19 protein-coding genes and 1 riboswitch are annotated in these 25,703 nt (G+C 39.9%); of the genes, 9 read left to right on the top strand and 10 right to left on the bottom strand.

Annotation, left to right across the window (positions count from 1 at the left end):
• The first annotated feature begins 18 nt into the window (after window positions 1–18).
• Both QT711_RS14815 and QT711_RS14810 read left to right on the top strand, forming a co-directional pair.
• Window positions 19–1,347, top strand: a complete 1,329-nt coding sequence (locus QT711_RS14815) for a GntP family permease (RefSeq protein ID WP_317945521.1) — start codon at window positions 19–21, stop codon at window positions 1,345–1,347.
• Between the two features lie 44 nt (window positions 1,348–1,391).
• Window positions 1,392–2,159 (top strand): 3-hydroxybutyrate dehydrogenase, encoded by a 768-nt coding sequence (locus tag QT711_RS14810; RefSeq protein ID WP_317945520.1) that lies wholly within the window; start codon window positions 1,392–1,394, stop codon window positions 2,157–2,159.
• Window positions 2,160–2,228: 69 nt separating this feature from the next.
• Here the strand turns inward: QT711_RS14810 and QT711_RS14805 are convergent, their stop codons facing one another.
• From QT711_RS14805 to QT711_RS14780, 6 genes are all read right to left on the bottom strand, one after another.
• A complete protein-coding gene (locus tag QT711_RS14805) occupies window positions 2,229–4,052 on the bottom strand; it encodes a sulfatase-like hydrolase/transferase (protein ID WP_317945519.1) in 1,824 nt (607 codons plus the stop codon).
• A 167-nt stretch (window positions 4,053–4,219) separates the two neighbouring features.
• Window positions 4,220–6,781: an EAL domain-containing protein gene (locus QT711_RS14800; protein WP_317945518.1), complete on the bottom strand. Its 2,562-nt coding sequence runs from the start codon at window positions 6,779–6,781 to the stop codon at window positions 4,220–4,222.
• A 355-nt stretch (window positions 6,782–7,136) separates the two neighbouring features.
• Window positions 7,137–8,654 carry an osmoprotectant update ABC transporter permease/substrate-binding subunit OpuFB gene (opuFB, locus tag QT711_RS14795; RefSeq protein WP_317945516.1) on the bottom strand — a complete coding sequence of 506 codons (1,518 nt, stop codon included), beginning with the start codon at window positions 8,652–8,654 and terminating at the stop codon, window positions 7,137–7,139.
• On the bottom strand, window positions 8,654–9,598 hold the full coding sequence (locus QT711_RS14790) for an ABC transporter ATP-binding protein (protein WP_317945514.1): 945 nt from the start codon (window positions 9,596–9,598) through the stop codon (window positions 8,654–8,656). The genes opuFB and QT711_RS14790 overlap by 1 nt, the downstream gene beginning before the upstream one ends.
• A gap of 792 nt (window positions 9,599–10,390) precedes the next feature.
• A complete protein-coding gene (locus QT711_RS14785) occupies window positions 10,391–10,912 on the bottom strand; it encodes a cupin domain-containing protein (protein ID WP_317945512.1) in 522 nt (173 codons plus the stop codon).
• Window positions 10,913–10,931: 19 nt separating this feature from the next.
• On the bottom strand, window positions 10,932–12,131 hold the full coding sequence (locus QT711_RS14780; protein WP_317945511.1) for a NupC/NupG family nucleoside CNT transporter: 1,200 nt from the start codon (window positions 12,129–12,131) through the stop codon (window positions 10,932–10,934).
• Window positions 12,132–12,281: 150 nt separating this feature from the next.
• Window positions 12,282–12,381, bottom strand: a riboswitch (purine riboswitch).
• 196 nt (window positions 12,382–12,577) lie between these two features.
• On the opposite strand from QT711_RS14780, the gene QT711_RS14775 reads away from it, so the two are divergent.
• Window positions 12,578–13,033: a DIP1984 family protein gene (locus QT711_RS14775; protein WP_317945510.1), complete on the top strand. Its 456-nt coding sequence runs from the start codon at window positions 12,578–12,580 to the stop codon at window positions 13,031–13,033.
• Window positions 13,034–13,337: 304 nt separating this feature from the next.
• Here the strand turns inward: QT711_RS14775 and QT711_RS14770 are convergent, their stop codons facing one another.
• The 4 genes from QT711_RS14770 to QT711_RS14755 form a co-directional block, all read right to left on the bottom strand.
• Entirely contained in the window at window positions 13,338–15,812 is a 2,475-nt protein-coding gene (locus tag QT711_RS14770; protein WP_317945508.1) for a S8 family peptidase, read from the bottom strand.
• A 215-nt stretch (window positions 15,813–16,027) separates the two neighbouring features.
• Window positions 16,028–16,663 (bottom strand): response regulator transcription factor, encoded by a 636-nt coding sequence (locus QT711_RS14765; RefSeq protein WP_317945506.1) that lies wholly within the window; start codon window positions 16,661–16,663, stop codon window positions 16,028–16,030.
• Complete coding sequence (locus QT711_RS14760) at window positions 16,638–18,491, bottom strand: GAF domain-containing sensor histidine kinase (RefSeq protein ID WP_317945504.1); 1,854 nt, start codon at window positions 18,489–18,491, stop codon at window positions 16,638–16,640. Before QT711_RS14760 ends, QT711_RS14765 begins: the two co-directional genes overlap by 26 nt.
• Window positions 18,492–18,857: 366 nt before the next feature.
• Window positions 18,858–19,484 carry a nitroreductase family protein gene (locus QT711_RS14755; protein WP_317945502.1) on the bottom strand — a complete coding sequence of 209 codons (627 nt, stop codon included), beginning with the start codon at window positions 19,482–19,484 and terminating at the stop codon, window positions 18,858–18,860.
• A gap of 129 nt (window positions 19,485–19,613) precedes the next feature.
• Between QT711_RS14755 and QT711_RS14750 the strand changes: the two genes are divergently transcribed.
• From QT711_RS14750 to QT711_RS14725, 6 genes are all read left to right on the top strand, one after another.
• Window positions 19,614–19,973 carry a winged helix-turn-helix transcriptional regulator gene (locus QT711_RS14750; RefSeq protein ID WP_317945500.1) on the top strand — a complete coding sequence of 120 codons (360 nt, stop codon included), beginning with the start codon at window positions 19,614–19,616 and terminating at the stop codon, window positions 19,971–19,973.
• A gap of 236 nt (window positions 19,974–20,209) precedes the next feature.
• Window positions 20,210–21,307, top strand: a complete 1,098-nt coding sequence (locus tag QT711_RS14745; protein WP_317945498.1) for an endospore germination permease — start codon at window positions 20,210–20,212, stop codon at window positions 21,305–21,307.
• A gap of 25 nt (window positions 21,308–21,332) precedes the next feature.
• Window positions 21,333–22,796, top strand: coding sequence for a spore germination protein (locus tag QT711_RS14740; RefSeq protein WP_317945496.1), 1,464 nt, complete (start codon window positions 21,333–21,335; stop codon window positions 22,794–22,796).
• Complete coding sequence (locus tag QT711_RS14735) at window positions 22,768–23,937, top strand: Ger(x)C family spore germination protein (protein WP_317945494.1); 1,170 nt, start codon at window positions 22,768–22,770, stop codon at window positions 23,935–23,937. The genes QT711_RS14740 and QT711_RS14735 overlap by 29 nt, the downstream gene beginning before the upstream one ends.
• Window positions 23,938–23,990: 53 nt before the next feature.
• The gene (locus tag QT711_RS14730) at window positions 23,991–25,139 is read left to right on the top strand and encodes a Ger(x)C family spore germination protein (protein ID WP_317945492.1); all 1,149 of its coding nucleotides are present in this window, start codon (window positions 23,991–23,993) and stop codon (window positions 25,137–25,139) included.
• A gap of 203 nt (window positions 25,140–25,342) precedes the next feature.
• Entirely contained in the window at window positions 25,343–25,702 is a 360-nt protein-coding gene (locus QT711_RS14725) for a glyoxalase superfamily protein (protein ID WP_317945490.1), read from the top strand.
• Window position 25,703: the final 1 nt, after the last annotated feature.

The following is a 25,703-nucleotide window of genomic DNA, read 5'->3' as shown; positions in this document are numbered from 1 at the left end:
GACTGGGGGATAAGAGGTATGGGCGTTTTAGGAATGATTGGTTTAGTTGGAGGTTTGGCTTTACTCATTGTGTTGACAATGAGAGGAATGAATATACTAATTGCGGGTCCCATCTCTGCACTCTTCGTGGCATTAATGAGCGGGATGTCATTATTTCCTCAATTGGCGGCAGAAGGGGAAGCGAATTTTGTAACTAGTTATATGACGGGGTTTACGAGTTTCATTGCATCGTGGTATTTAATGTTCCTATTAGGAGCAGTGTTTGGTAAAGTGATGGAAGATAGTGGTGCTGCGGATGCGGTTGCCAAATGGACTGTTAGTAAGTTAGGGATGAAATACGCAGTACTGGCAATTGTAATGGCTTGTGCAATTTTGACGTATGGTGGCGTGAGTCTATTTGTCGTAGCATTTTCAGTGTATCCAATGGCAATTTCCTTGTTTAAACAAGCCAACCTACCAAGGCGATTTATTCCCGCTACATTGGCTTTAGGATCGGTTACATTTACAATGACTTCTGCAGGTTCACCTGAAATTCAAAACTGGATTCCAATTGAATACTTAGGAACAACTGCGTATGCAGGGTGGGAAGTAAGTATTATCGTTGGATTGTTCATGGCGTTCTTCGGGTATTGGTGGCTGAAAAGAATGATTACAAAAGCTGTGAATAAGGGAGAGCGTTTCGAAGACAGAAAGACGGATCCTGCATTTGATACAGAACGAGCATTACCGAATCCTTTTTTGTCTATGATTCCTCTAGGGATTGTATTAATCATTTCGTTCATTTTCCACGATAAGTTGGCGCAGTCTGCTTTAATAGTCGCCTTGCTAGGCGGAATTATCTCAACGTATTTCGTAGGAAGAAAATACTCAAAAAACTATGGAGCAGCCATTTCTGCAGGTACTCTCGGTGCAATCGTTGCAATTGGGAATACAGCTGCAGTTGTAGGGTTTGGCGGTGTAGCGAAAGCGGTTCCTGCTTTCCAAAGTGCAGTTGATATTATGACAAATATTCCTGGGTCTCCTCTAATAGGTGCTGCAATTGCGGTATCGGTCATTGCAGGGATGACAGGTTCGGCTTCAGGCGGCCAAGTTATCGCTTTGCCGTTAATCGCTCCACATTACATGGATATGGGTGTAAATACAGAAGCCCTTCACCGTGTTGTTGCGATATCATCAGGTGCGCTTGATTCATTGCCGCATAATGGGTACGTCGTTACGACCATTCAATCGATTGCGGGAGAGACACATCGTGCAGCATATGGTGCGATGGGCGCGGTGACAGTCATAGTTCCGGTGATTGGTGTTATCATCGCAATCGTTCTATTTTCACTCGGATTAGGAATCTAATAAAACTTGTCGAGACACGGTCGTTCGGTTGAGGAGGAATTACATTGGTAAAAGATAAAGTGCTTTTTATAACAGGAGCAGCACAAGGGATAGGATTTGAAATCTCTAAAGCGTTTTCTGAAGCAGGTGCACATGTCGTATTGACTGATTTGAATGAGGAAAAGGTAAAGGCATCCGCATCGACGTTAGGTGAACGTGCAATTGGAATAAAGTGTGATGTTACGAAAGAAGAGGAAATCCAGCAAGCAATAAATGAAGCGATTGAGCATTTTGGTAGAATCGATATTCTCATTAATAATGCAGGTTTACAGCACGTAGCGATGCTGGAAGACTTCCCAACTGAGAAATTCGAGTTGCTTGTGAAGATTATGCTAACTGCTCCGTTTGTTGCAACGAAATTGGTGTTACCGCATATGAAGAAGCAGCAATTTGGACGGATCTTGAACATGGCATCTATTAACGGTCTTGTCGGATTTGCAGGCAAAGCAGCTTATAATTCATCCAAACATGGGGTAATTGGTTTAACGAAAGTGGCGGCATTGGAAACAGCAGCTGACGGAATTACGGTGAATGCGATCTGTCCAGGATATGTGGATACGCCTCTCGTTCGTAATCAGTTGGAAGACTTAGCGAGTGTCAGGAATGTACCATTGGCGTCTGTATTAGAAGAAGTTATTTATCCGCTAGTTCCTCAAAAGCGTTTGCTCGACGTAAGTGAAATTGCCGATCTTGCTTTGTATTTAGCGAGTGACAGTGCAAAAGGAATAACAGGGCAAGCGGTTGTGTTGGATGGCGGGTATACGGTGCAATAAATAAGGGATGAAAAAGCATGAGACCGTTTCTTTTTGACGGGTTCATGCTTTTTATATTGAAATTCTTAATTAGTCATGACAACAAGTACTGCCTTCTACACTGCAGTTGCATGACGGCATGCCGGGTACGTCACCGCTTGTAGGAGATAACCGTTTTTGACGGCATTGTTCTTGAAGTGCAGCAAGAAGAAGTGGTTGTAACGCGAACGATTCAGGGGTTTGAAAGGCGGGATTGGCAAGATTCTTTTCTTCAAACGGGTCTCTCGTTAGGTTATACATTTCAAATTCATCCGGCAGAGGACACCGTTTTGTCGTTGTCACACAGACTGCACTTTCTGTCTTTGTTCCTGATTGAACAGGCGAACTTTGTACAGTTACAGTATCTTCACAGCCGGGATTACTCCAAAATTGTGGATTATCGTAGTACCTTGAAAACTTCCATATCTCGTCTGCCTTATCCATACCAGTAGGCAATCGCGTAATGATGGCTTCGATATGATTAGGTTGAATGACGGCTTCGTAGGGTTGCCCTGAAACTGTAACTTGGTTCAGTCCTTTTGTGACGTCATCATCTGTCATGAAGTATAGGGGTTCATTTGCACGAAAGAATTCTTCCTCACCTCGTAATAGAGGAGATAGATCCCTTCCAACGAAAGGGTGTACTTCAGTGAAACTAGAACGCAATTGCTTTTGGACTTCTTCTGCATGAATGCCCGCAAGTCCTAACATTGTCGGTAACACATCGACATGACTCGTCAGCATATTGGTGGTTTTCCGTTGGTTGAACAACTGTGGAGAATGGATGATGAACGGGACATGAATGGATTCTTCATATGTGTTGTACCATTTCTGAAAGAGGCCACCATGCGCGCCTAATAATTCTCCATGATCGGACAAAAATAGTACAATCGTGTTTTCGTAGAACGAAGATCTCCGCAATGCATTGAAAACTTTCAACATTTCTTGGTCGACTTGCTTTTGAAGTGAATAATACAATTGGCGATAAAATAATGTATCGCGTAAAGGTTGGAATGCTTGTTGGTAAACAATACGGTAGCTCTCTTGGGCTGATGGTTTTGTGTCAAGAGATTCTGTAGCTGTTGGGGCAGGGGGGATAAAAGGGACGGAAGGATCGACGGTAAACTTAAATAACGGACTTTGTTCGGTAAATGCACCAAATAACGCAATGTCGTGTGGATTTACAAATGAAGACATGATGAACCATGGTGATGCATCAGACGCATCCTCGTGCGATTGTTTTTCTAGTGACTGGATAAGTTGAACAGTTTCTGCTGCATAGACAACATCCCGACCACTTAGACCGATTGCAGCTGAGGATGCGGAGTTGCGCGGAGCAGATCCATGTGGTTCAGGCCCGACCCACCCGTCGAAACCGTAAGCGCCTAAGCGATTCGCTTGAAGATAGTAGTTGACGTTCTCCTTATCGGGCAAACCTGTTGAAGTGTAGCTAGGCAAAGAGTTTTTTGTACCGGGAATAAGAATATCTTCTTCTGAAGCATGCCATTTACCTTTCCAAAATGTTTGATAGCCTGCTGCCTTGAAATAGTCTCCCATTGTCGGCACACTGTTTTGATCCAACCAAAACATGTCAGGGTCAAAACTTGTTTTTGCAGCTCCACTCGTTTGTGATACACCGTGAAGAGAAGGATATTGTCCCGTGTAAAGGGTCGTCCGGCTCGGTGAACAAGCTGAACTACCAGCATAATGATTCAGAAATTCCATTCCATTACGAAGCAGTAGCCGTTCAGTTCGTAAATTCTCTCTTCTCCATCTCTTTAGTTCGTTGTTGTCATAGGCAGAAGGAAACCTTTGTTGGTCCACCATCAATATGAGGAAATTGGGCTTGCTTTTTCTATTCGTGTTCTTGTCCATTTCTTAACCTCCTGTTGAAAATCTGTATAGTTGGTGTACGGTATGTTAATTTGTAAACCCTTATTGTAACGTATGGAAAAATTGATGAAGTGACTGGAGGAAATACCTACTTATCAATGAAATGAAAAAGAACACTCTGCCTGTCAGCGAGAGTGTTCAATCTAGCGTTACATCGATACTTTGGGTGGCGATGCAGCGCTCATCTTTTTACGTCTTCCATTAAAGAACGTCTGCATTTGATCAAATACGAACGGATGATTTGGAAGCACGTTTGACTTTTGGAGCATGACTTGCATTTTATTTAGAACACTAATACATTTATTGCGCTGGATTTCCGTCATGATGAACTGTACACCGTAATAGTGCAGGTCGTTATTGAAAGTATGATGCGCAATCGTTCCTCGAAGTGAGTGGATTTCATCCAAAATCTTTACATCAAATTGGAAGACAAAATCTACTTCTGTCGGCAACTTAATGTCTGATACGAATAACAATCCGCCAGCTCCGATATTCTTCACTAATATTGTTGCCTTACTTACTTCAACTTTTTTGCCGTTCATTTCCGATATTGTCATTTGGGCTTCTAAAGGATATGCAAAATCTAATCTGAAATATTTTCTATTTTCACGGCCTGAATGTTGGGTTTCTTCAGGTTTCCATTGCCGCTCCAATAATTTTTCTACGTTACTGCTTGTAACAGGTCTGCTGAATAGGAAGCCTTGTAAATAATCACAATGTAAATCAATTAGGATATTCTTTTGTTCCTCTGTTTCAATACCTTCTGCAATTACAACAACGTCGAGTTCTTTGGCCATTTGCATGACTGAAGAGATAATGCTTTTGGAACCTTTATTCGTAAGCAGCTCTTTAATGAATAGTTGGTCAAGTTTAATTTTGTTCGGTTTAATCGCTTGCAGGTTACTTAACGAATTATACCCCGTTCCGAAATCATCAAGGGACAATGAGAAACCGTTTCTTTGTAATTCAATTAATCGTTGAAGTGTTTCTTCATCATCTAGCTTGTAGTTTTCTGTTATTTCAATATCAATCCACTTTGCATCCAAATCTGCTTCTTGAAGTTGTGAATGAATTGCCTGGAGAAAAGCAGGATTTTTCAATTGCTTGAGTGAAACATTAATCGAAGCTCTTACGAAGAATCCTTTATTGTGCCAACGAGCCAAATCACGAATCACTGTTTGTATCGTCCAAGCGCCAATCTCATCAATAAGTTCATAATGCTCTGCTAAGTATATGAACTCATTGGGCGTTATGTAACCATGCTCGGGATGTTCCCACCGGATGAGGGCTTCCACACATTCGATGAGATTTGTATTTGTATGATAAATCGGTTGATAAAACACTTTAAATTGGTCTCTCTTAATCGCAAATTGTAAGTCATTGCGTAACGCATATAGCTTATGTAACGCATTAAGATCAGCTGTCGAAGAAATGCGATACTGATCTGTCCCAGTTTTGTCGGCTAAGAATAGCGCAGATTTTGCATTCATAATCAGTTCGTTCGTATTTTGTCCAGTATGAGGGAAGACGCTAATGCCAACTTTAGGCGTAAGGTAGAGACAATAGGTATTAAATTCGAATGGACGTTTTAAGAATTGAATGATCTTTTCCGCTAGATCTGCTATGGAAGCAGGATTTGATAAGTTTTTAGTAAGAATGAAGAACCCATTTTCATTGGCCACTGATAGTAGTTCAATATGACGATTAAATTCATTCTTTAAGCGCACAGCAACTTCTTGGATGAATGTTTCACCAAGACGATGATCGACCACATTTGTTATAAACTCATGTCCTTCAAGGTTAAGAGACAAAACGGCAAATGAAGTATTGAATGTAGTCGCGAGTTTGATCTCTAAATCGACGCGCTCTTCAAATGCTCTTCTGTTTGGAAGTCCTGTGTACGTATCGTGTGCCGACAAGTACTGAATTTTCGCTTGCTGTTTTTTATACTCCGTAATTTCCCGGCAGTTATAGAGGATACCGGCTACTTCCTCATTATGTAAGAAATTAGTGAACGTGACTTCGTAGTCATGCCAATCTCCTTTATTGTCCACAAAGAGAAGTTCTAAAGTCGTTGGGCATTCCGGTTTTTGCAGAACATCCATCAACACTTGCGCAAAGTCATTACGGTTATTTTCATGTATAAACTGAACGAATTCCTCCCCAATTACATGTTCTACTTCGTAACCAAGTAAATGTTGAGTGGATTGGCTTTCATACATAATGACACCCTCTTCGTCCAGCAATCCGATAATTTCTTTAGAATTACTGTTAAAAGGACTAATTTTATTGTATGAAATGAGAGGTGTAGCTTTAGGTACAGCGATTTGTTTCACTACACAACATACACCTTGAATCGTTTGATTGTCCGAGGTAATTGGGAAAAAAGATAAGTTCAATTGCATGACATCTGCGTAAACGAGTGAAAAATTTTCAGCAAGTTGGATGTGCCCGTTAAGAACTTGGTTAAACAAATTTTCAAAACGATCAATATCATCATGATGAATAAAATCTTTAAAAGACTTACCGATTAGAGAGTGATAATCATAAGACGGATTTGCTTTTAATATACCTTTGACGGAGTTGATCTCTCCACTTTCATTTATTTCCATGACTAGGGAATCGGAAGGTGCGCCGACTAACAAATCGACTATGCTGGCAGTACTTGATAAGTAGTTCGAATTCTTTTTCTTTAAAAAGTTCCTTAACATGACCTCTTACCCACTTCCTATTTTTGTATATTAGTAAAGACTATCTTAGTTGCTTTTTTAATAGTACATTAGTAATTGCTATTAAACAAGTACTTTTTTCTTATTTCGGGTTTGGAAGTAATGATTAAAGAAGTACTTTTGATATAAGTTTGTGGAATAGTAAACGAATTTTTGAAAGGGGGAATTTTTTTACAAGCATATACTTGAATGCGCACAGATGTCATAAGAGGATCATCAATCAATTTCTCAGGAGATACAAAAGAGTAAGTTTTAGCACAGAAAAACCGTATGAAACTTTTGCGTTTCATACGGTTGATAATCGTTTAATGGAGATGTCAGACAAAGATTTTCTTTATTATTTTATCAATCCTTTTGCTTGGAGAAACTTTCGTGCTACTTCTTCCGCACTTGCCCCTTCGACGTTCACTTTGTAATTCATCTCTCTCATTTCATCATCTGTAACGACGCCAGCCAATTTGTTTAAGATGCCTTCCAACTCTGGATGCTGTTCGAGCGTATCTTTGCGTAGAAGAGGGGCCCCTTGATAAGGCGGGAACAATTCTTTATCGTCTTCGAGGACGACCATTTCATATTCTTGTAATTCGCTATCCGTTGAATAGGCATCCATGACGTTGATAGCACCCGTTTCAATTGCTTGGTAGCGAAGTTTTGGTTCCATCGTTTGAATGGATGGAAAATCGAGACCGTACAATTTCTTAATGCCTCGGTAGCCATCTTCCCGGTCGTTGAACTCGAGCGTAAAGCCAGCTTTGACAGCATTTTGTACGGCTTGTAAGTCAGAAATGCTTGTTACGCCATACTGCTCAAGGAATGCCTTGGAGACAGCGAGTGTATACGTATTGTTAAATTCCATGGGTTCTAGAAGGCGTAGATTGAATTGATCTTCCAACCCTGAACGTGCTTGTTCATAAACTTCCTTGCGATCATTGCTAACGGCTTCTTCTTTTAGAAATTCAGCGATTGCTGTTCCGGTAAATTCAGGGTAGATATCGATGCTTTTTGATTGCAATGCGTTAAAAACAAATGAGGTCTTTCCGAGTCCAGGTTTTAATTCAACCGTTAAATCTGACTCCTCTTCAATAAGTAGTTTGTACATATTAATGAGAATTTCAGGTTCTGCGCCTAACTTTGCACCTATGACAAGGTGATTGTTTGATTTTCCTGAAAGTAACGGGAATAAAAGAATGAGCAAAGCAGCGGCGGAAAATGTAGCCACTGCAACAGCAACACGCTTAAAGGACATCCCTTCAAACTTCTTCAATAAAAAATCAAACGCAAGGGCTAGCAATGCAGCTGGAACTGCTCCTAGTACAATTAAGGATGTATTATTTCGGTCAATCCCTAGTAGTATCAGATCACCAAGTCCACCTGCCCCGATGAGTGCAGCAAGCGTCGTCGTTCCAACGATTAGCACCATCGATGTACGGATACCCGCCATTATGACAGGTGATGCAAGCGGAAGCTCAACTTTTACTAAACGTTTCCACTGATTCATGCCCATTGCGGTGGCAGCTTCCTTCAAGGATGGGTCGACTTCTTTTATCCCTGTGTATGTATTGCGCAAGATTGGCAGGAGTGCGTACGCCACAAGTGCAATAATTGCAGGGACTTTCCCGATTCCGAAAAGAGGGATTAATAAGCCGAGCAAAGCAAGTGATGGAATGGTTTGCAACACCGCGCTTGCCCCAATGACTGCTTCAGCGATTCGCTCTTTATGCGTCAAATAAATGCCAATCGGAATTGAAAGCAGTACAGCAAAAAAAAGCGCAATTAAGGAGATTTGAATGTGCTCAATGAAAGCCGTTAATAAGTCTTCTTTTCGATCTTGAAACACGGTAATTAGCGTATTCATCATTGGCCCACCTTTTCTTTAGCTTCCGTCGCTAAAAATTGGAGTACCGCTTCTCTAGTAAGTGTTCCGACGATTTGATTTCCTTGTTGAACGGCGACACGGTCAGAGGTGACCATCAATTCCAGCACTTCACTCCATGTTGCATCAATTGATAGATACGGTAATTGTGTGGCCTCATTGGGGATGGATTCAAGGTGCTTGGCGATGTCAAAAGAAGGTGAGCTTCCACTTTCTATAAATTGTTGGACGAATGGCGTCGCAGGTGAATTGACAATTTCCTCAGGCGTTCCAATTTGCTCAATTCCACCCTCATTCAACACGCAAATACGGTCACCTAGCTTTAATGCTTCTTGGATATCGTGTGTAACGAACACAATCGTTTTTTGAATCGTTTTCTGAAGATGGAGTAAATCTTCTTGAAACTTGGATCGACTAATCGGGTCAAGTGCACTAAATGGTTCGTCCATCAAGATAATATCTGGATCTGCTGCAAGCGCTCGGATGACGCCAACTCTTTGTTGTTGCCCACCAGACAATTCACTCGGTTTGCGGTGCCTGTATGTTTCAGGCTCCAAACCGACCATTTCGAGCAATTCTCCTACACGTGCTTGAATTCGTTCTTTCTTCCATTGCTTTAACTCGGGTACAATTGCAATATTTTCCTCGATCGACATATGTGGAAATAGTGCAATCTGTTGGAGTACATAACCAATGCGCCATCGGAGTTCATGGATTGGATAGTCACTAATTTTTTTCCCATCGATCGTAATGAATCCTTCTGTCAACGGGATTAATCGATTAATCATTTTCAACGTCGTCGTTTTCCCACATCCACTCGGTCCAATTAACACAAAAAACTCACCTCGTGAAATTTCTAAATTTAATGCGTCAACGACAAGTGTATTGCCATCATAGGACTTGGATACATTCTCAAAACGGATCACGCACTTTCTCCCCCTTAATGATACAAACTTACAGAAATCCTTAATGAAAGGAAATGTATGCTAGTAATCTTCTTTAGCCTAAATAACTAGGTGGAAAACCTCTTATCTTAAATTTAGATTGCTTCTTTTCTTGGATGAGAATAGGTTATGTTCTGAGTAAGGTAGTTTATGTTTATTGTGACATAGCGAGAGCGTTGCGATACAAGAGGGTAACGTTGTGATGGGAGGCGTTTATGTTGTGATGCGAAGGGTTTACGTTGTGATACGGCGCGAGCGTTGTGATACGAGAGGGTAGCGTTGTGATGCGAAGCGTTTATGTTGCGATGCAAAAGGTTTACGTTGTGATACGCCGCGAGCGTTTCGATACGAGAGGGTAGCGTTGTGATGCGAGGCGTTTATGTTGCGATGCGAAGGGTTTACGTTGTGATACGGCGCGAGCGTTTCGATACGAGAGGGTAACGTTGTGATACGAGGCGTTTATGTTGTGATGCAAAGGGTTTACGTTGCGATACGGCGCTAGCGTTTCGATACGAGAGGGTAGCGTTGTGAAGCGAAGCGTTTATGTTGCGATGCGCAGGTTTTACGTTGTGATACGGCGTGAGCGTTGCGATACGAGAGGGTAACGTTGTGATACGAGGCGTTTATGTTGCGATGCGCAGGTTTTACGTTGTGATACGCCGCGAGCGTTGCGATGCAAAGCATAAACGTCGTATTAAGGATTAACCAAAAAAAGTGTGCAAGCTCAACGTATTTTGAGTTTGCACACCGTAAGATAAAGATCCTATATTTGATTCATTCAGGAAGCGTTTCGTAAGCTAGTTTCTTAATAATTTCTTCATGCTGAGGATATTTCGCTAACAGTTCGGCTTGTGTGAACAGTTCGAAGTCGGTGAATTCAAACCCTGGAGATACCATGCAGCCGACTAGAGAGCACGTGTCTTCTTCCATAACAGATGAACCGAAGATCGAGTTTTTTGGTACAAGTGCTTGTGGCACTTCGCCGTTCTCTAAGTCCATTCCGAGTTTAATTTCACGATAAGTGCCGTCTTCTTCAATTACATGAACGGTTAATGAACTGCCGGCATGATAGTACCATAGTTCATCCGATTTTAGCCGATGGAAGTGAGAGACGTTATCTGACGTCAGAAGGAAATAAATGCTCGTATATAGTTTGCGTGTTCCTTCAAAATTGACCGATAACTCCTTGTCGGTTGTCTGTTCTTCAGATTTAAACGTGTTTTTATAAAAACCGCCTTCCGGGTGAGGGAGGAGTCCAAGTTTTTCTACCCAATATTGTGCATTTCCATTTTTCAATTCGTAACACTCCTTTTCATTACCAAACAAATAATCCTACAATCATTGCTGTTAAACTCGAAACAAGTATACCACTTAGCAACAATAGCCATGTATATTTTGCGATGAATTTAGCTTTCATGTCACCAAATAGGGACTGGACGCTACCTAAAATAATACCGATTGTCGCGAAATTACAGAACGATACGAGGAATGTTGTTGCTACTGCTTCTGTATGCGGATTAAAACCGGACAGTAATTCACTCAAATTTGTCATCGCAACAAATTCATTTAATACGATTTTCACACCCATCAACTGGCCGACTGCAAGGATTTGAGAAAACTCAACACCCATTAACAGACTAAGTGGTGAGAAAAGGATGCCGAAAATATTTTCAAGTGCAAGGTCATCGTGTAGTAGCCCTAAGAAACTGTTTGCAGCAGTTATTAATGACACAAAACCAATGAGCATGACCGCAATAATTAACGCAAGTCTTCCACCTGTCATCATACTCGTGGAAATCATATCGAAAAAGTTGCCGCGCTCTTCTTTCGCTGGCTTGTAAACAATGTCCTCTTCTTTCGTTACTTTGTATGGATTAATTAACGAAGTAATGATTAGCGTCCCTAACGCATTTAAAGGAATGGCTGTTAAAACGTATTTAGGATCCAACAATTGCAAATAGCCACCGAGCATTCCCGCACTCACACAAGACATGCTAATCATCGCAATCGTTAAGAGCCGTTTGTCATCCATTTTGTTCAGTTGCTCGCGTGTTACTGCCAACGCTTCGTTATTCCCTAAAAACATCACTTGTACAGCATAAAAACTCTCAAAACGAGGCATTTTAGTAATTTTGGAAAAGACCCATCCAAAGCCGTTGATAATCATTGGCAAGATGCCGAAATACGTTAAAATGTCAAAGAACGTAACGACGAAAATGATCGGCATGAGCACATTCATGAAAAATGTAAACGTTGAGCCATCAAGCGGTGCAAAATCACCAAATACAAAATTGATGCCGGACATGGAACTGCTTATTAGCCAAAGAAAGAAATCTGAAACGAGCGTAATCACTTTGCCGCCGATAGAGGTCGACAACATGAACCAAGTCGTGATTGCCTGTAAGACAAGTAGAATGAGTATTGGTTTGAAAGCAATTTCCCGTTTGTTGAAAGATAGGAAATAGGCTAAACCAAGTACTACTAAAATTCCGATACTATTAATCAATACATACATTTACTTATTCTCCTTTATACAACTGTCTGTGAAATATTTGTTTGAAAATAATAAAAACCCAAGAAGAATTGCGCACCAGTAATGAGTGAACAATGCTTCTTGGGTCGTCAAAAGGTCCTCCTATCACAAGTGGATAGGAAGTTAAACGCCAATTTGTATTGGTTCACTCATAGTCAATCCTTTACGGGGATCGGTAGAAACTTGCAAGCCATATTCTTGCGATTATATGAGTGGAATATTATTTTCGAAAAAAATCACTTTACGAGTATAACAACTATACGAGTGAATGAAAAGAGGGAATTTAAGAGAGCTAACTGGTTGGAAAATGAATTCTTTTGTAAAAAATGTAATCCTGTAGTATTGTAAAATAAATGAGAGAGTTTGCGAACTATTACTTTCTTAAAAGATAGCTGTAAAAATAGAGTTGAATAGAGGAGGAGACCCCTATGAAGCTAGCTGAAGCATTAATTGCACGTGCAGATTATCAAAAGAGAATTCAACAATTGAAAAAGAGGATTAGTGTGAACGTGAAAACGCAGGAAGGGGAAGAGCCTGCAGAAAATCCAAATGCCTTGTTAACGGAGCTAAGTGAGATTATGAGTGAATTGACTGATCTTATTAAGCGGATTAATAAGACCAATTGTGCAATCCAATTTGATGAAAACCGGACACTTGCGGATGCGCTAACCGAACGTGATCAAATTTGGGAGAAACGCTTAATTCTCGCGAGGGTTGCGGAAGAAGCTTCTGTGCGGAATGATCGATATAGCAGAACTGAAATTAAGATGATCAGTACGGTAGATGTCGCAACTATCCAAAAACAGGTCGATCAATTGTCGAAAGCTTTTCGTGAAATGGATACGACCATCCAAGGGTTGAATTGGACAACTGATCTACAGTAAAACGAAATGTAAACAATTTAGTCGGTAGCTGTATTAAGCAAAGGTGAGTACAAACCCGCCAACAGGGCAAGTTGGATTTAATGGTGGTATTGGGGCGATACCGAGCGGTTCAAAGCCGTTACAAATGACGCCCAGTACTGTAACATGTGTACAAATAGATTGTAATTGTAACGACCGTGTACTAATTTGCTGAAACAGTGAGGGTGGGTTCGGGGACTAAAAAAGGAACGTATGCATTCAATTGCACACGTTCCTTTTTGATACTGTTGATAAGTAAGTTTGAAAAGAGTAGTTAGCGTCCGTCTTATTGGTAGGCATTGAAAAATCTGAGGATTGAAACGGCATATTCTGCTCTTGTAATCTTATTATCTGGATAAAAAGATGCATGAATAGTTGGTTTTAAGTCAAAAGGACCTTGTGTCACTGAAAACTTAGCATTTAAGATATTAAGATCTAAAGCAACTTGTACATATCCTTTAAGGTGTGGAGGGATTTTAGAGCTATCTTCAATTGTTAATCTTTGATTGTTGTATTGGACAGTTACCTCACCGTTGTGGGCTTTAGCAAGTTCTTCTAAACCTAAACTTTGGACGAGAGTGTAAGCTAGTTCAGTACGAGTTACAGCATCATTGGGGCCAAACTTATTTGGTGTCTTTGCAATTTGAACGCCTTGTTGGGTTTGAGAGAGATCTTTTAACGCTGCACCATTAGCAGTGGTTGCTTCTACATACGGTCGTAAATTAGCATTTACATCTGTGTAAACTTTTTGGTTACTTAGTGATTGTCTTACACCAGTACCCATTACTAAGAACTGCGCCAATTCGCCTCGAGTTAATTTGTCATCAGGTTTGAAGTAACCGCCTTGTCTAGCATCCACTAGACGTTCCTTCACCGCCATTTTAATGGCACTCTCTGCACTGTGTCCTGTAATATCATTTAATCCTGAGAAGCCTGACACAGAAGAAAGTATAATGGTTCCTTGTACATTTTCCGGCAAACCAATTGCGAAGGGATTTTCCTCACTACCCCTTAAGCCTCGAACCTCAACCTCCCACATACCAGCTTTAGGTGAGTTCACTGAAACTGTCCGATCAGTATACAAAGGAAAGAGAAGACTGACACCGGAGCTGAACTCTTCACCATCAGGAGAAGTAAGAATAAGGTTCACTGGGTTTCCAGTTTCTCCTAAAAGACCTTTTCCATTAACTTTAGCGACTATTCCGGTTGTTCCAGAAGGCACTTCAAATTCGTATTTATTAGATGAAATTAAGGTAAGTGGATTGTAATCCACTGCAAAGCTAGATCTCGTTTCATTCGAGTTCACATTACTATTAAATGTACCATTCATATTTAACGTCGTTCCATAGTCTTTATTGTTTAGGATGCTATCAATAGCAGTGTAAGCGTTTACATATCCGGCGCCTACTTCCCAATTTTCGTACCCAGGCATATTTGTTGCGGTCGTTTGAAGGATTTCTTTTATGTCATTAGGACTAAGTGTTGGATTTGCTTCCAACATTAGCGCGACGATTCCTGCTACGTGAGGAGTTGCCATCGATGTTCCACTCATTGTTGTATAGAAAGGCAGATAACCGGGTTCAATTAACTCTGCGTCTTTATCAAGTCCAAGGGCTGACAATGGAGATACGACGCGTGTAGAGATAATATCAACGCCAGGCGCTGTAATTGTTGGTCGATCTTCCCACGTCCAAGACTGTCCATTTAATTCGAATGTTCCCCCTGAATGTTTTGTGCCTCTAGAAGAGAAGTCGGCTAAACGTCCGTTTTTCTCACCTGCAGCGACAGAGATTACCCATGGTGCTTTAGCATAAGGATTATGCGTATCTTCTGAAGGACCTTCATTCCCAGCAGCAAATAGAACGGTAATCCCACGATCGTATGCTTTTTTACTAGCAATATTGACAGGGTGGAGAGGATCGAAGCCGCCTGAAGACCCCCAAGAATTAGTAATAACTCTTATATTATACTGTCTTTGGTGGGTTATTGCGTAATCAAAACCGCCGATTGCATCAAGGATGAATAATGCTGCTCCAGAACCATAACCGATTAAATCAGCCCCAGGTGCTGCACCTTCATATTTACCACCTGACATGACACCTGTTCCTCCAACCGTACCTGCTACATGTGTACCATGTCCCGAGTTTGTATCTGTATTTGCGATATTCTCTAAATATGTGACAGGGAGCAAGTTGTTGTTCACTCCGTTTAAGTTTGTTGTTCCCATAACATTTTGCACTAAATTCTTACCTAGTTCATGGTCTTTATGGGTCCCATCTACACCACTATCGTTTACCACTACACCGACTCCATGTCCCGTAAATGGAAAGCCGTTGTTTGCTTTTATCATATCTTGATTAGTTCGAACTTTATTGACACCTGTAATGTCTTTAGCATCTGCATTGTAATAGATAAGCCTTTCATTTAAGTAAAGGGAAGCCACTTGTTCATTTCTTGAAAGGTCTTCAATTTGTTTCTTTGTAGCGAGAACACCTGCTACTGGCAAAGAGTGCATGCTCATACCTTTTGCTATCCCTATCTCCCTGAGTAATTCAAGCTGTGCATCGGAAGGTGCTCCATCCCCATTAAAAGTAACTATAACTTGCAATAATCCTGTCGTAGATTCCATTGCTTTTACCAATTTCTCATCCAGTTTCGCTACAGGTTCTGGTTGATCCATTGCTGAGGTGAAGGTATAGTTTCCGATTAGCAACATCCCCATTAAAATAAATAAAGCAAAACGACGCATCAATGTCTTCATCAAATTCCCTCCTCTTTCTATTTATTAGTACTATTATCGAGAAGATTCAGTGTTTTTTCTATTCAGCAAAAGGCGTAATTATGAATCCTAACGAACTAGCACCGTATACATAAGAAGTAGTATGGAATCTAGTGCTTATTATTAATAAAGTTAATTGAGAAGACTTTGTGCAAGAACAATATTAATCTTTACTAACATGGGAGATTTCAAATAGCTTATAGTGGCAGAATCCTATTTTGTATCGTGTATATGACCGCTTGTGACCGGCTTTTGACATCTAACTTCTTAAAAATTTTGCTGACGTGTATCTTAACTGTTTTGTCACTAATAAAAAGTTTCTTTGCAATTTCTTTATTGCTTAACCCTTCCAGTAGACAAAACAGTACATCTTTTTCTCTCTCTGTTAGATCTTCGTGTTTTGGGGTGAATTGCTTTTGTTGGTGGAAATCGAATAGTTTTTTAGTCATTGTAGGATGAATGACAGATTCACCCTGTGAGACACTGCGAATCGCGTCTACGACCTGATGGGAAGGTGCGTCCTTTAATAGATAGCCGTCTGCGCCTGATCGTATAGCCGATAGAAAGTATTCGTCATGATTATGCATCGTTAAGATGATTACTTTGATGCCTGGATAGACGGCTTTGATTTCAAAAACTACTTCAATACCGTTTTTATGTGGCATATTAATATCCATCAAAACAACATGAGGTGTAAGATCATTAATCTTTTCAAGAACATCAACGCCTGAAAGTGATTCACCTATTACAACAATATCTTCTTCCAGCCCAATGAGACTCTTAAGTCCGTCAATTAATATTGTATGGTCATCCACTAACAAAACTTTGATCATGTATATTGCCTCCTCTGTCTTCCAGTTTCGGGATTGTGAGCGTAATCTCTGTTCCTTGACCAGACTTGCTGTCAAATTGTAATGTCGCTTTAATTTTTGATGCTGCTTCATTCATATTAATTATGCCAAAATGAGGTTCAAGTCGTGCTTTTAACATTGCATCCATTAACGAAAAGCCACACCCATCATCTTTTACTTTGAGTAATATTTGTTCTGATTGGTAACTGATTAAGATTTGGATGACTTTTGCATTCGCATGTTTGCTAATATTCTGCATACTTTCTTTAAAGATATCAAATATTACTTTTTCAACCATAGGACTAAGCGTTATTTTTTGTCCTCTTTCCTCAAGAGTAATTTGAATCTGGTTGTTATTCTGCATTTCTCTTATTACTTTATCAATTGACTGCGAGAGACCGGATTGCTCAGTTGGATAGGGTCGTAAAGCGTAAATGGATTCTCTCACTTCACGAAGGCCTCCTCTTAATTTTTCAATACTATCGGTCATCAGTTCCAAAGCTTGAGCGGGGTGATTTTGATGCTTCTTCGTAGCTGTTTCCAATTTCATGATAGCCCCTGCTAAAGTTTGTGCAATTCCGTCGTGAATATCCCGAGCGATTCTGTTCCTTTCTTCAAGTATCAGTCTTCTTTCTTGCTCATCTAAAAGTGAGCGCGTTTTAAAAGCGATGGCTAATTGATTGGAAAGGGTAGCCACTGACCGTACATCATCTTCTGTAAAGCTTTTAGGTCGAATTCGCCCAACGATGAGCAATCCAATTGTTCGATTTTCAAGTAATAATGGTGTATAGATGAGACATCGGATACTGGGCGGAAAACAAGAGTTAAATGGTACTTGCATGTTCTTACGATTATTGACCAGCGTCGGTTGTAGGACTCCGTGGATTTTCTGAAAATCCTCATTTGGGATTTGATGATCGGCTATTAATTCACCTGCTTCGAAGACGCGCTCCCATGCGCCATTATTATTTATCCACAAAATAGCGGAGTCAAAATCTATGAAATGCTTCAAGCTTTTGAGTGCATTGAAAACTTCTCCTGAAAGGATGAGACGATTAAGTTCAGATGTTATATTAAATAAGGATTTAAGACGATTTTTCTCTGTTTTAATTCTTACAATTATGGAAGTGAGTAATGCTAATCCTATTAAAGGTGAGAAAAAGAAAAAGAATGAAAACGTATCAATAATTCCTCTGTTTTGACTTCCTAGCACTAACAATAAAGTACTATAAAGTAGTGAAATGAAGAGACTTCCAATTTCAGATAAAGTTTTTTGCTTCCAATTAACAAAGTCATACTTTTGAGGTCGTAATAATAAGACACCATCTACAATTACGTTGTTTGTAAGATAATAGATCGATGTTAGTAGGAACATCTCTAGCAGTTTTACTGGTAACACTTCAATAGGTGTGAATAGTGAAGCTTGCATGATGGAATTGGTTATGGTAACAGCTAAAGAAAGACTAATTGCCAGTTGTGCAGGATTAAAGAATATGATTCTTAAAGGTCTTTTTTTTACAATGCTTATTAAACAAGTAATTCCAGCTATAATAACGATTGCTAAGGAAGTGCCGTAAATAAGATGAATTGCGTATAAGAGTGGAAAACTAATACTACTAAAACCTTTCCATACAGGCATTGGAAAATATTCTGCAATGGCTATGAACAAAATAAATAATAAAAGTGTAAGAATATCTCCACGAATAGTCATGGTGAGACTACTATGTAAAATAATTGAACAACCAATAATGGAGATCATTATTATGAATACGTTTGCTTTAAACTCTTTACTTCGTGCAATGCTTTTCATCTAAATCTCCCCCAACTTCACATCCTTTCTTATAGTTTACTATAAATTCAAAATAAAAAAATCAGAACTTTTTAATCATTATGTTCTCAAAGAAGTGATAAAGACGAGGGATTTGGTAATTAGTTCTGTGACATGTTGTCGTATTCGTCTCAAGAAGGCTTTACTTTAAAGCTGATGAATTGCTGGATTGAGAGGGATAGTATCTAGTAGGACGAGGCTGGGACAAAACAAAAAAATGCATGAAGGCAAATTTCGCCGGCATGCATTTTTTCTGCTTTTACAATGTTTCTTTTTTATATTCATGAGTGGAGCGCAGAGAAACGGTCTACTTAAAGTTTTGTCCCAGCCTCGTATGTTCGGTTTTACTTACACAAACGTCGCAATCTTCTCCAAAGGTAACCGCGTGGAACCATAAGCAGGGGAAGCGGCCTTTCCTAAAGCGATGAGGACGAGTGGAACATACCGGTTGTCCAAATTAAACGCTTCTGCGAATTGGCCTTTATCGAATCCACCCATCGGAACTGTGTCGTAACCTTTCGCTTTTGCGATCAACATCAGTTGCATGGAGATGAGTCCTGCGTCGAATGCTGCGATGTTCAGTCTTGCGTCATATGGAGCGTTCGGATATAAAGCTTTCGCATTATTTGCGAGTCTTTCCATACTTTCTTTGTCCATATTGCCTGCCTCATAATTGGACTGATATATTTCATCGATATTGTGATAGGCTTCGGTATCGCCAATCACTGCGATGATGGCAGAAGCTGTTTCTAATTGTTGTTGATTGAAACCGAAGCCTTTAATTTTCATTTTCGTCTCTTGGTCTTGGATGACGATGAAACGCCAAGGTTGAAGATTACTGGATGAAGGCGCTTGTGTGGCTTCAACTAACATCGCTTCGATTTCTTCTTTTGCAATTGTATAAGTTGGGTCGTAATTTCGTACGGATTTACGTTCGTGAATTACTTCGGAAAGTATTGAGTATTTCTCGGTCATTGGTGAACACTCCTAAATAGATAATGTACTTACTATTAGTAAGCTAAGATATAAGGTTACTATTAGTAAGCTTGTTTGTCAATAATGTGTATGGTAAAGTGAATGTATTATGAAAATGGGGTTTTGTTAATGAAAAAAAGCGAAGAAGTCATTCAAGCGAAGCAGCAAAGTGCTTGTGACAGTTTTCATGAAATGATTGAATTTATTGGGAAAAGATGGACGGGTATTATTGTCTATCGATTGTTAGACGGGCCAAAAAGGTACCATGAATTGTTGGCGGAAATCCAAGGTATATCGGATCGTCTGTTAACGGAAAGGTTACGCGATCTGGAGGCACATGGAATTGTTCGTAAAAACGTTTTAGACCAAGCAGTTCGAAAAGTCGAGTATGAGTTAACTGAGAGTGGGAAAGAACTTGAAGACATTATAAAAGCCATTATGAAGTGGGTTAAGGTGAATGGTTGTTTATCACGTATCGCAAATAGTTGATCATGCTTGTGACAGAACAAGTGGTACGCGATCTCAAAAATGAATGTTTGTATAAACCAATACGCAAGAGAGTAGATAAAGTTTAAATGGACTTTGTCTACTCTCTTTTTTCTGTCGACATCATTTTTCTATGAAGGATGTATTTTTGTGTAATGTACACACATGCTAAGCAATACTTATAAACCTTGGCGTTTTTGTCGAAGCTGAACGATATTATAACGTTAGAGGGTTTTTCAATGAATAAAATTGGGTCCATCAGTATCCTACATGTCATTTTCTTATCAATGACGGTCATTGGATTGAAAAACCATGTGACCATATTACCACCGCTACTCGCTGTCGGTGGAAGAGACAGCTGGATGGCGGTCATCGGGGCAGCAGTTCTCATCTTTCCATGGCTTTTCCTATTAATGTACATTCATAAAGCGACGAACCAAGAACCGCTTATCGATTGGTTATCCGTCCATGTCGGTCAAGCCACTACTTCCATCATTCGATATGTTTTGGCCGTATTCTTGCTCATTATCGCGGCGTTTTCACTAGCTGAAACATTGCAATGGATTACCGGAACCTTTTTACCTGAATCCCCGATGTTGCTCATGTTGCTCATCTACACGGGACTTTGTATTGTTTTTGCGTCCAGCAATTTGCAGACGATTGTAATGGTTAATGTACTCGTATTATTTTGGGTTGTTGTCCTTGGTTTTTTTGTGGCATTTACAAATATCCAAGTAAAAGAGTATGAATTGCTTTTACCAATGTTAGAACATGGTCTAAAACCAGTTGCTGCTTCATTGGTATACCCTGCGTCTGGATTTGTGGAGTTGTTCATGTTGTTGTTTTTACAACACCGATTTAAAACGCAAATGCGTTGGTACCATTACGGCATCATGCTGTTCATCTTAATGGGGTTAACGATAGGCCCACTGATTGGTGCAATTACGGAGTTTGGTCCTGATGAAGCAGCAAAACAGAGATATCCTGCTTATGAGGAGTGGGGACTTGTCTCCATAGGGCGTTTTATAGAGCACCTTGATTTTTTATCAATCTACCAATGGCTTACAGGAGCGTTTGTCAGAGTTGGTTTCATTTTATATATTGTGACAATTTTACTCAAAATGGCAGGCGACAAAGTGCGCATTTGGAAAGTAATTGCCCCTCCATTTTTCTTCTTGTGCGCATCTATGTTTTTAATTGATGACCATATTTTCCTTAAGATTAAAGGCAAAGTGATCCTAGCAACAACGTTCCTGTTCTTTTTCGTACTATCTCTGTTACTGGCTGTAGTCGTACGCATATCTAGCACATCAAAAAAGAAGGCGAAATCCAAATAACCTTAACAGAAAATGGTGAGTCCGATTGGATACAACTAACATTGAGTTGACAACATTGAAACAACTGTTCGAGAAGTCTGCGGATGTACATTTTCAACCCTATTTGTTCGGAAAGCAACATGTCGTGTTTATTACTTGCGAGGCAATGGTTGACCAGCAAATGTTGAATGAAGTAGTTGTCGCTCGCGTGCAACAAATGTTAACACGTTCACAAGAAGAACCAGTTGAACAAAGAATTATTAATGAACTGCATGTGCCCGGTCTAACAAAAGTGAGCGATAAAAGTGAAGTTATCTCGCTCGTCTATACAGGCAATGTACTTATGTATTTTGACAATCAATGCATTTTTGCAAGCAATATTTCCAAAAAACCGAACAGGAGTCCTGAAGAGACGAAATTAGGCGTGCCTGTAAAAGGCCCACGTGATAACTTCATTGAGGACATTGCGGTAAATATCGCTCTCGTTCGAAAACGTTTGCCGACAAACTCGTTAGTTGTAGAAAAATTCGAGTTAGGAAGACGTTCGAAAACGACTGTGGCACTTCTGTATTTTGATGATATTGCTAGCAAGGAGACTTTGTATAGTTTAAAGAAGCAAATACGAAAAGTCGATACTGATATCGTATTTAGTGGAGATTTACTGATGGAAAACATCAATAAGAGCGGTAATTTATTTCCACGTGCCGATTATACGGGACGAGCGGATAATGCAATTCAAGCACTTGTGAGAGGACGTTTTCTTCTTTTTATTGATGGCGCAGCATATGGCGTCATTACACCCGTCAATCTGTTCTTACTTGTTAAGACAAGCGAAGACAATGAGTACCCTACTGTCTTTAGTTCTCTTGCAAGGTTGTTACGTATTTTTGGTATGACGATCGGAATTATACTACCGGCATTTTGGCTAGCTTTGACGACTTTCCATCAGAATCAGTTACCTTTGCAACTGTTAGCAACAGTCGTCCAATCTAATACAGGTTTACCCTTCCCGTCTTTTTTGGAAATGTTGCTCATGTTGCTCATGTTTGAGTTGTTTCGTGAAGCTGGGCTACGTCTTCCTTCAGCTTTAGGAGGAACAATCGGTGTGGTAGGCGGACTAATTATTGGTGATGCTGCCATTCGTGCAGGAATAACAAGCCCTGCAATGATTGTCATAATAGCTACATCGACAATTGCCACATTTACACTTGTCAATCAAGCCCTTGTTACTGCAGTAAGTATTTTACGTATTAGTTTTATTTTACTGACAGCGTTACTAGGTTTGTTCGGTTTTTTTATGTCGGCGTATTTCACTTTACTATTTTTAGCAGGCATACGGATATTTGGAGTACCGTATATGAGCGTGGCAGCTGATTTAAGTTGGACTTCTATAACAAAGAATCTTTTCCGTTTACCGGCATATCAATACAAGACAAGACCGAATATGTTAAGTCCTATTGATAAGACGAGGGGCAATGATAATGATCAAAAACAGGAACAACAAAAGTAAAGCGCTACTTCTATTCTTATTACTGCTTACTGGTGTTCTTTCAGGTTGTTGGGATGATGAACAGCCTGAAAGGATGCTCTATATTAACGCCATAGGAGTAGATTTTAAAGACGGGAAATATGAGGTTTATGCACAGTTTATCGGTTTTGGAAATATTGCCAAATCAGACCAGCCTCCTGGTGATGAACCTCAGGCAGAAGTCGGAATGGCAACAGGAGACACAATGGATGAGGCGATTTATGAACTGTATCATTCCATTGATCAAAAAGTGTATTGGGGACACTTTTCATACATCATCATCTCTGAAGAAGTGATGGAAAAAGGTAAATTAAATCCGGTTATAGATAGTTTTATCCGATACAGGGAGACGCGTTATCAAATTTGGGTATACACGACAAAAGACCCTGTGCAAGAAGTGTTGCTAGTAAGACCCGTTATAAATCGTGCAGTGACATTATCGAAGCTCGGAGACCCTAAAAATTCTTTTCGACAAGAATCATTCATTAATCCATTGAATATCCGTAAACTAATTATCCACTTAAATGAACCTAGCCACGAAGCGTTAATTCCACTCATTGCGGTTGAGGAGAATTGGCGTTCAAGCAAGGAAAAAATTAAAGCACCTATCCTTGCAGGTGTCGGTTCTGTGACGAATAAAGGGTACAATGGTTTTATTGAAAAAGAACATGTGAGAGGTATCCAGTGGATGTCAAATGAAATGGAAAGAGGAGAGGTTACATTTGAGGCGAATGGTGGGGATTATTTAACGGTCGTTATCGATCATTTGAAAGTAAAAACTGAGCCGACCGTAAAGGCGGGGCAATTGCGAGTTGATATTGAAGTGCGCGTGAATGCCACTCTCTATCTTGTAGAAGGCAATCCGACAATTTTTGAAATTGAAGAAGGCATAAAAAAAGAAATTAAAAAAGAAATTTTGGATACGTATGAAGTAGCGATGGAGAAAGGAATTGACGTCTATCGTTTCTCGGAAAAACTTTACCGATCAGATTTAAAAGAATGGAAACAGATTCAACAAGGGGGCAAAGTTGAATTAACGAAGGACACAATACAAAAATTGACTGTGAAGATTGAGAAGCTTGATTCGGAAAGAAAGTCATTCCATGAGACGATTGAACAGTAAGGATCTATTTTGGAACGCTTGAATTCGAATAAACATGCAGAGAGAGGGATTCTATGAAGAGGAAAATTCTATTTTTATTGCTAGTAGTTATGACCTTCCTCTCGGGGTGTTGGGACTCAAATGAACCGGAAAGAATGCTCTATATAAATGGAATCGGTGTAGACTTTAAAGACGGTAAATACGAGCTGTATGCTCAAATCATCGACTTTACAAATATAGCAAAAACTGAACAGCCATCATCTGACCAACCTCAAATGGAAGTTGGTCATGCAACAGGAAACACCGTGGATGAAGCAATCTTTAACTTGTATCACTCTATCGACCAAAAAGTGTTCTGGGGTCATATGAGTCATCTTGTTGTTTCAGAAGAAGTAATGAAAAATGTAGAGTTAAATCCAATTATCGATTTATTTATTCGATACAGGGAAACACGTTATCAAATTTGGGTTTATACTACGAAAGATCCAGTGGATGAAATCTTGCTCGTACGGCCAGTCATTAATCGAGCAATTACATTATCAAAACTGGGTGATCCGGAAAATTCATATAAACAGGAATCGCTTATTGATCCAATTAGCATTCGACAATTGATTATTGATATGAATGAGCCTCCCCATGAGGTAAAGCTCCCACTAATTCGGATTGATGAAAACTGGCAATCCATAAAAGAATCCATTAAAGCACCGGTCATCGCCGGTGTTGGTGTTGCTACGCCAAATGGTTTTAAAGGGTTTATCGAAGGGGATAATGCACGCGGAATACAGTGGATGTCCAATGAGACGGCAAGAGGGCAAATTACATTTAAAACGGACGATGACCATGGCATCACTGTAAATGTGGAAAAAGTTAAAGTGGATATTCAACCCGTCGTACGCAAAGAGGAAGTGTTATTTGATGTGAACGTAGAACTGGAAGCGACCATAAGCGTAATTGAAGGAGCCATTACAGTAGATGAAATAAGAACAGGTGTGATAGATAAAGTGAAAAAAGAAATTAAAACGACATATGAGGAAGCGTTAAAGAAAGATATTGACGTCTACCGTTTAAGTGAACGCGTGTATCGAAAAGATTTGAAAGCTTGGGATCGTAGCCATAAAGATGGTAAGCTTGACTTACATGAAGACTCTATAAGAAAACTTGATGTGAAATTAGCAAGACTTGATGCTACACGGAAATCCTTCAAAGAAACAATTGAACAATGAAGCGAAGGCGGTTACTACTAACATGTGAGTTAGGTTTTTCGGTAACTGCCTTTGTCCTTCAGCTGTACATTTTCTAAAACCGTCTTACGGTTGAATAATTGGTAGTCAGCTAAGTCGTTCGTATGGACAAGTAGGGGACTGCTTTCATTGAAACGCAAAGGACCAAAAGAGGCTAGAAATGAAGTTAAATGGGGGATGGGAAGATGGTTATTCCGATATTACGAATCTATAATCGTGAAAAAGCATTGGAATTTTATCAAACGTATTTAGGATTTGAGGTGGACTGGGAACATCGATTTGAAGAAGGCTTCCCCTTGTATTTGCAAGTGTCTCTAGGACAAGACGTTATCCTCCATTTGTCAGAGCATCATGGGGACGCGTCTCCAGGTGCTGCAATTAGAATCAGGGTAGATGATGTGAGTAGCTACCATGCCAGTTTAACGAAAAAGAAATACGTTTTTGCAAATCCAAGCTTAGAAGTTGTACCATGGGGGACTCCAGAAAAAAAGGAACTGACGGTCATTGATCCATTTAGTAATCGACTTGTGTTTTATTCTGCATGAT

This window comes from Sporosarcina saromensis (assembly GCF_033253735.1).
Classification (GTDB): domain Bacteria; phylum Bacillota; class Bacilli; order Bacillales_A; family Planococcaceae; genus Sporosarcina; species Sporosarcina saromensis.
This window is presented reverse-complemented; position numbering and strand designations above follow the sequence as displayed.

Bases quoted from the DNA above. Each gene is read 5' to 3' on its own strand.
- QT711_RS14815 (WP_317945521.1), top strand. From the start codon at position 19: ATGGGCGTTTTAGGAATGATTGGTTTAGTTGGAGGTTTGGCTTTACTC.
- QT711_RS14805 (WP_317945519.1), bottom strand. From the start codon at position 4,052: ATGGACAAGAACACGAATAGAAAAAGCAAGCCCAATTTCCTCATATTG.
- QT711_RS14800 (WP_317945518.1), bottom strand. From the start codon at position 6,781: ATGTTAAGGAACTTTTTAAAGAAAAAGAATTCGAACTACTTATCAAGT.
- opuFB (WP_317945516.1), bottom strand. From the start codon at position 8,654: ATGAATACGCTAATTACCGTGTTTCAAGATCGAAAAGAAGACTTATTA.
- QT711_RS14780 (WP_317945511.1), bottom strand. From the start codon at position 12,131: ATGTATGTATTGATTAATAGTATCGGAATTTTAGTAGTACTTGGTTTA.
- QT711_RS14775 (WP_317945510.1), top strand. From the start codon at position 12,578: ATGAAGCTAGCTGAAGCATTAATTGCACGTGCAGATTATCAAAAGAGA.
- QT711_RS14770 (WP_317945508.1), bottom strand. From the start codon at position 15,812: ATGAAGACATTGATGCGTCGTTTTGCTTTATTTATTTTAATGGGGATG.
- QT711_RS14765 (WP_317945506.1), bottom strand. From the start codon at position 16,663: ATGATCAAAGTTTTGTTAGTGGATGACCATACAATATTAATTGACGGA.
- QT711_RS14760 (WP_317945504.1), bottom strand. From the start codon at position 18,491: ATGAAAAGCATTGCACGAAGTAAAGAGTTTAAAGCAAACGTATTCATA.
- QT711_RS14755 (WP_317945502.1), bottom strand. From the start codon at position 19,484: ATGACCGAGAAATACTCAATACTTTCCGAAGTAATTCACGAACGTAAA.
- QT711_RS14750 (WP_317945500.1), top strand. From the start codon at position 19,614: ATGAAAAAAAGCGAAGAAGTCATTCAAGCGAAGCAGCAAAGTGCTTGT.
- QT711_RS14745 (WP_317945498.1), top strand. From the start codon at position 20,210: ATGAATAAAATTGGGTCCATCAGTATCCTACATGTCATTTTCTTATCA.
- QT711_RS14735 (WP_317945494.1), top strand. From the start codon at position 22,768: ATGATCAAAAACAGGAACAACAAAAGTAAAGCGCTACTTCTATTCTTA.
- QT711_RS14730 (WP_317945492.1), top strand. From the start codon at position 23,991: ATGAAGAGGAAAATTCTATTTTTATTGCTAGTAGTTATGACCTTCCTC.
- QT711_RS14725 (WP_317945490.1), top strand. From the start codon at position 25,343: ATGGTTATTCCGATATTACGAATCTATAATCGTGAAAAAGCATTGGAA.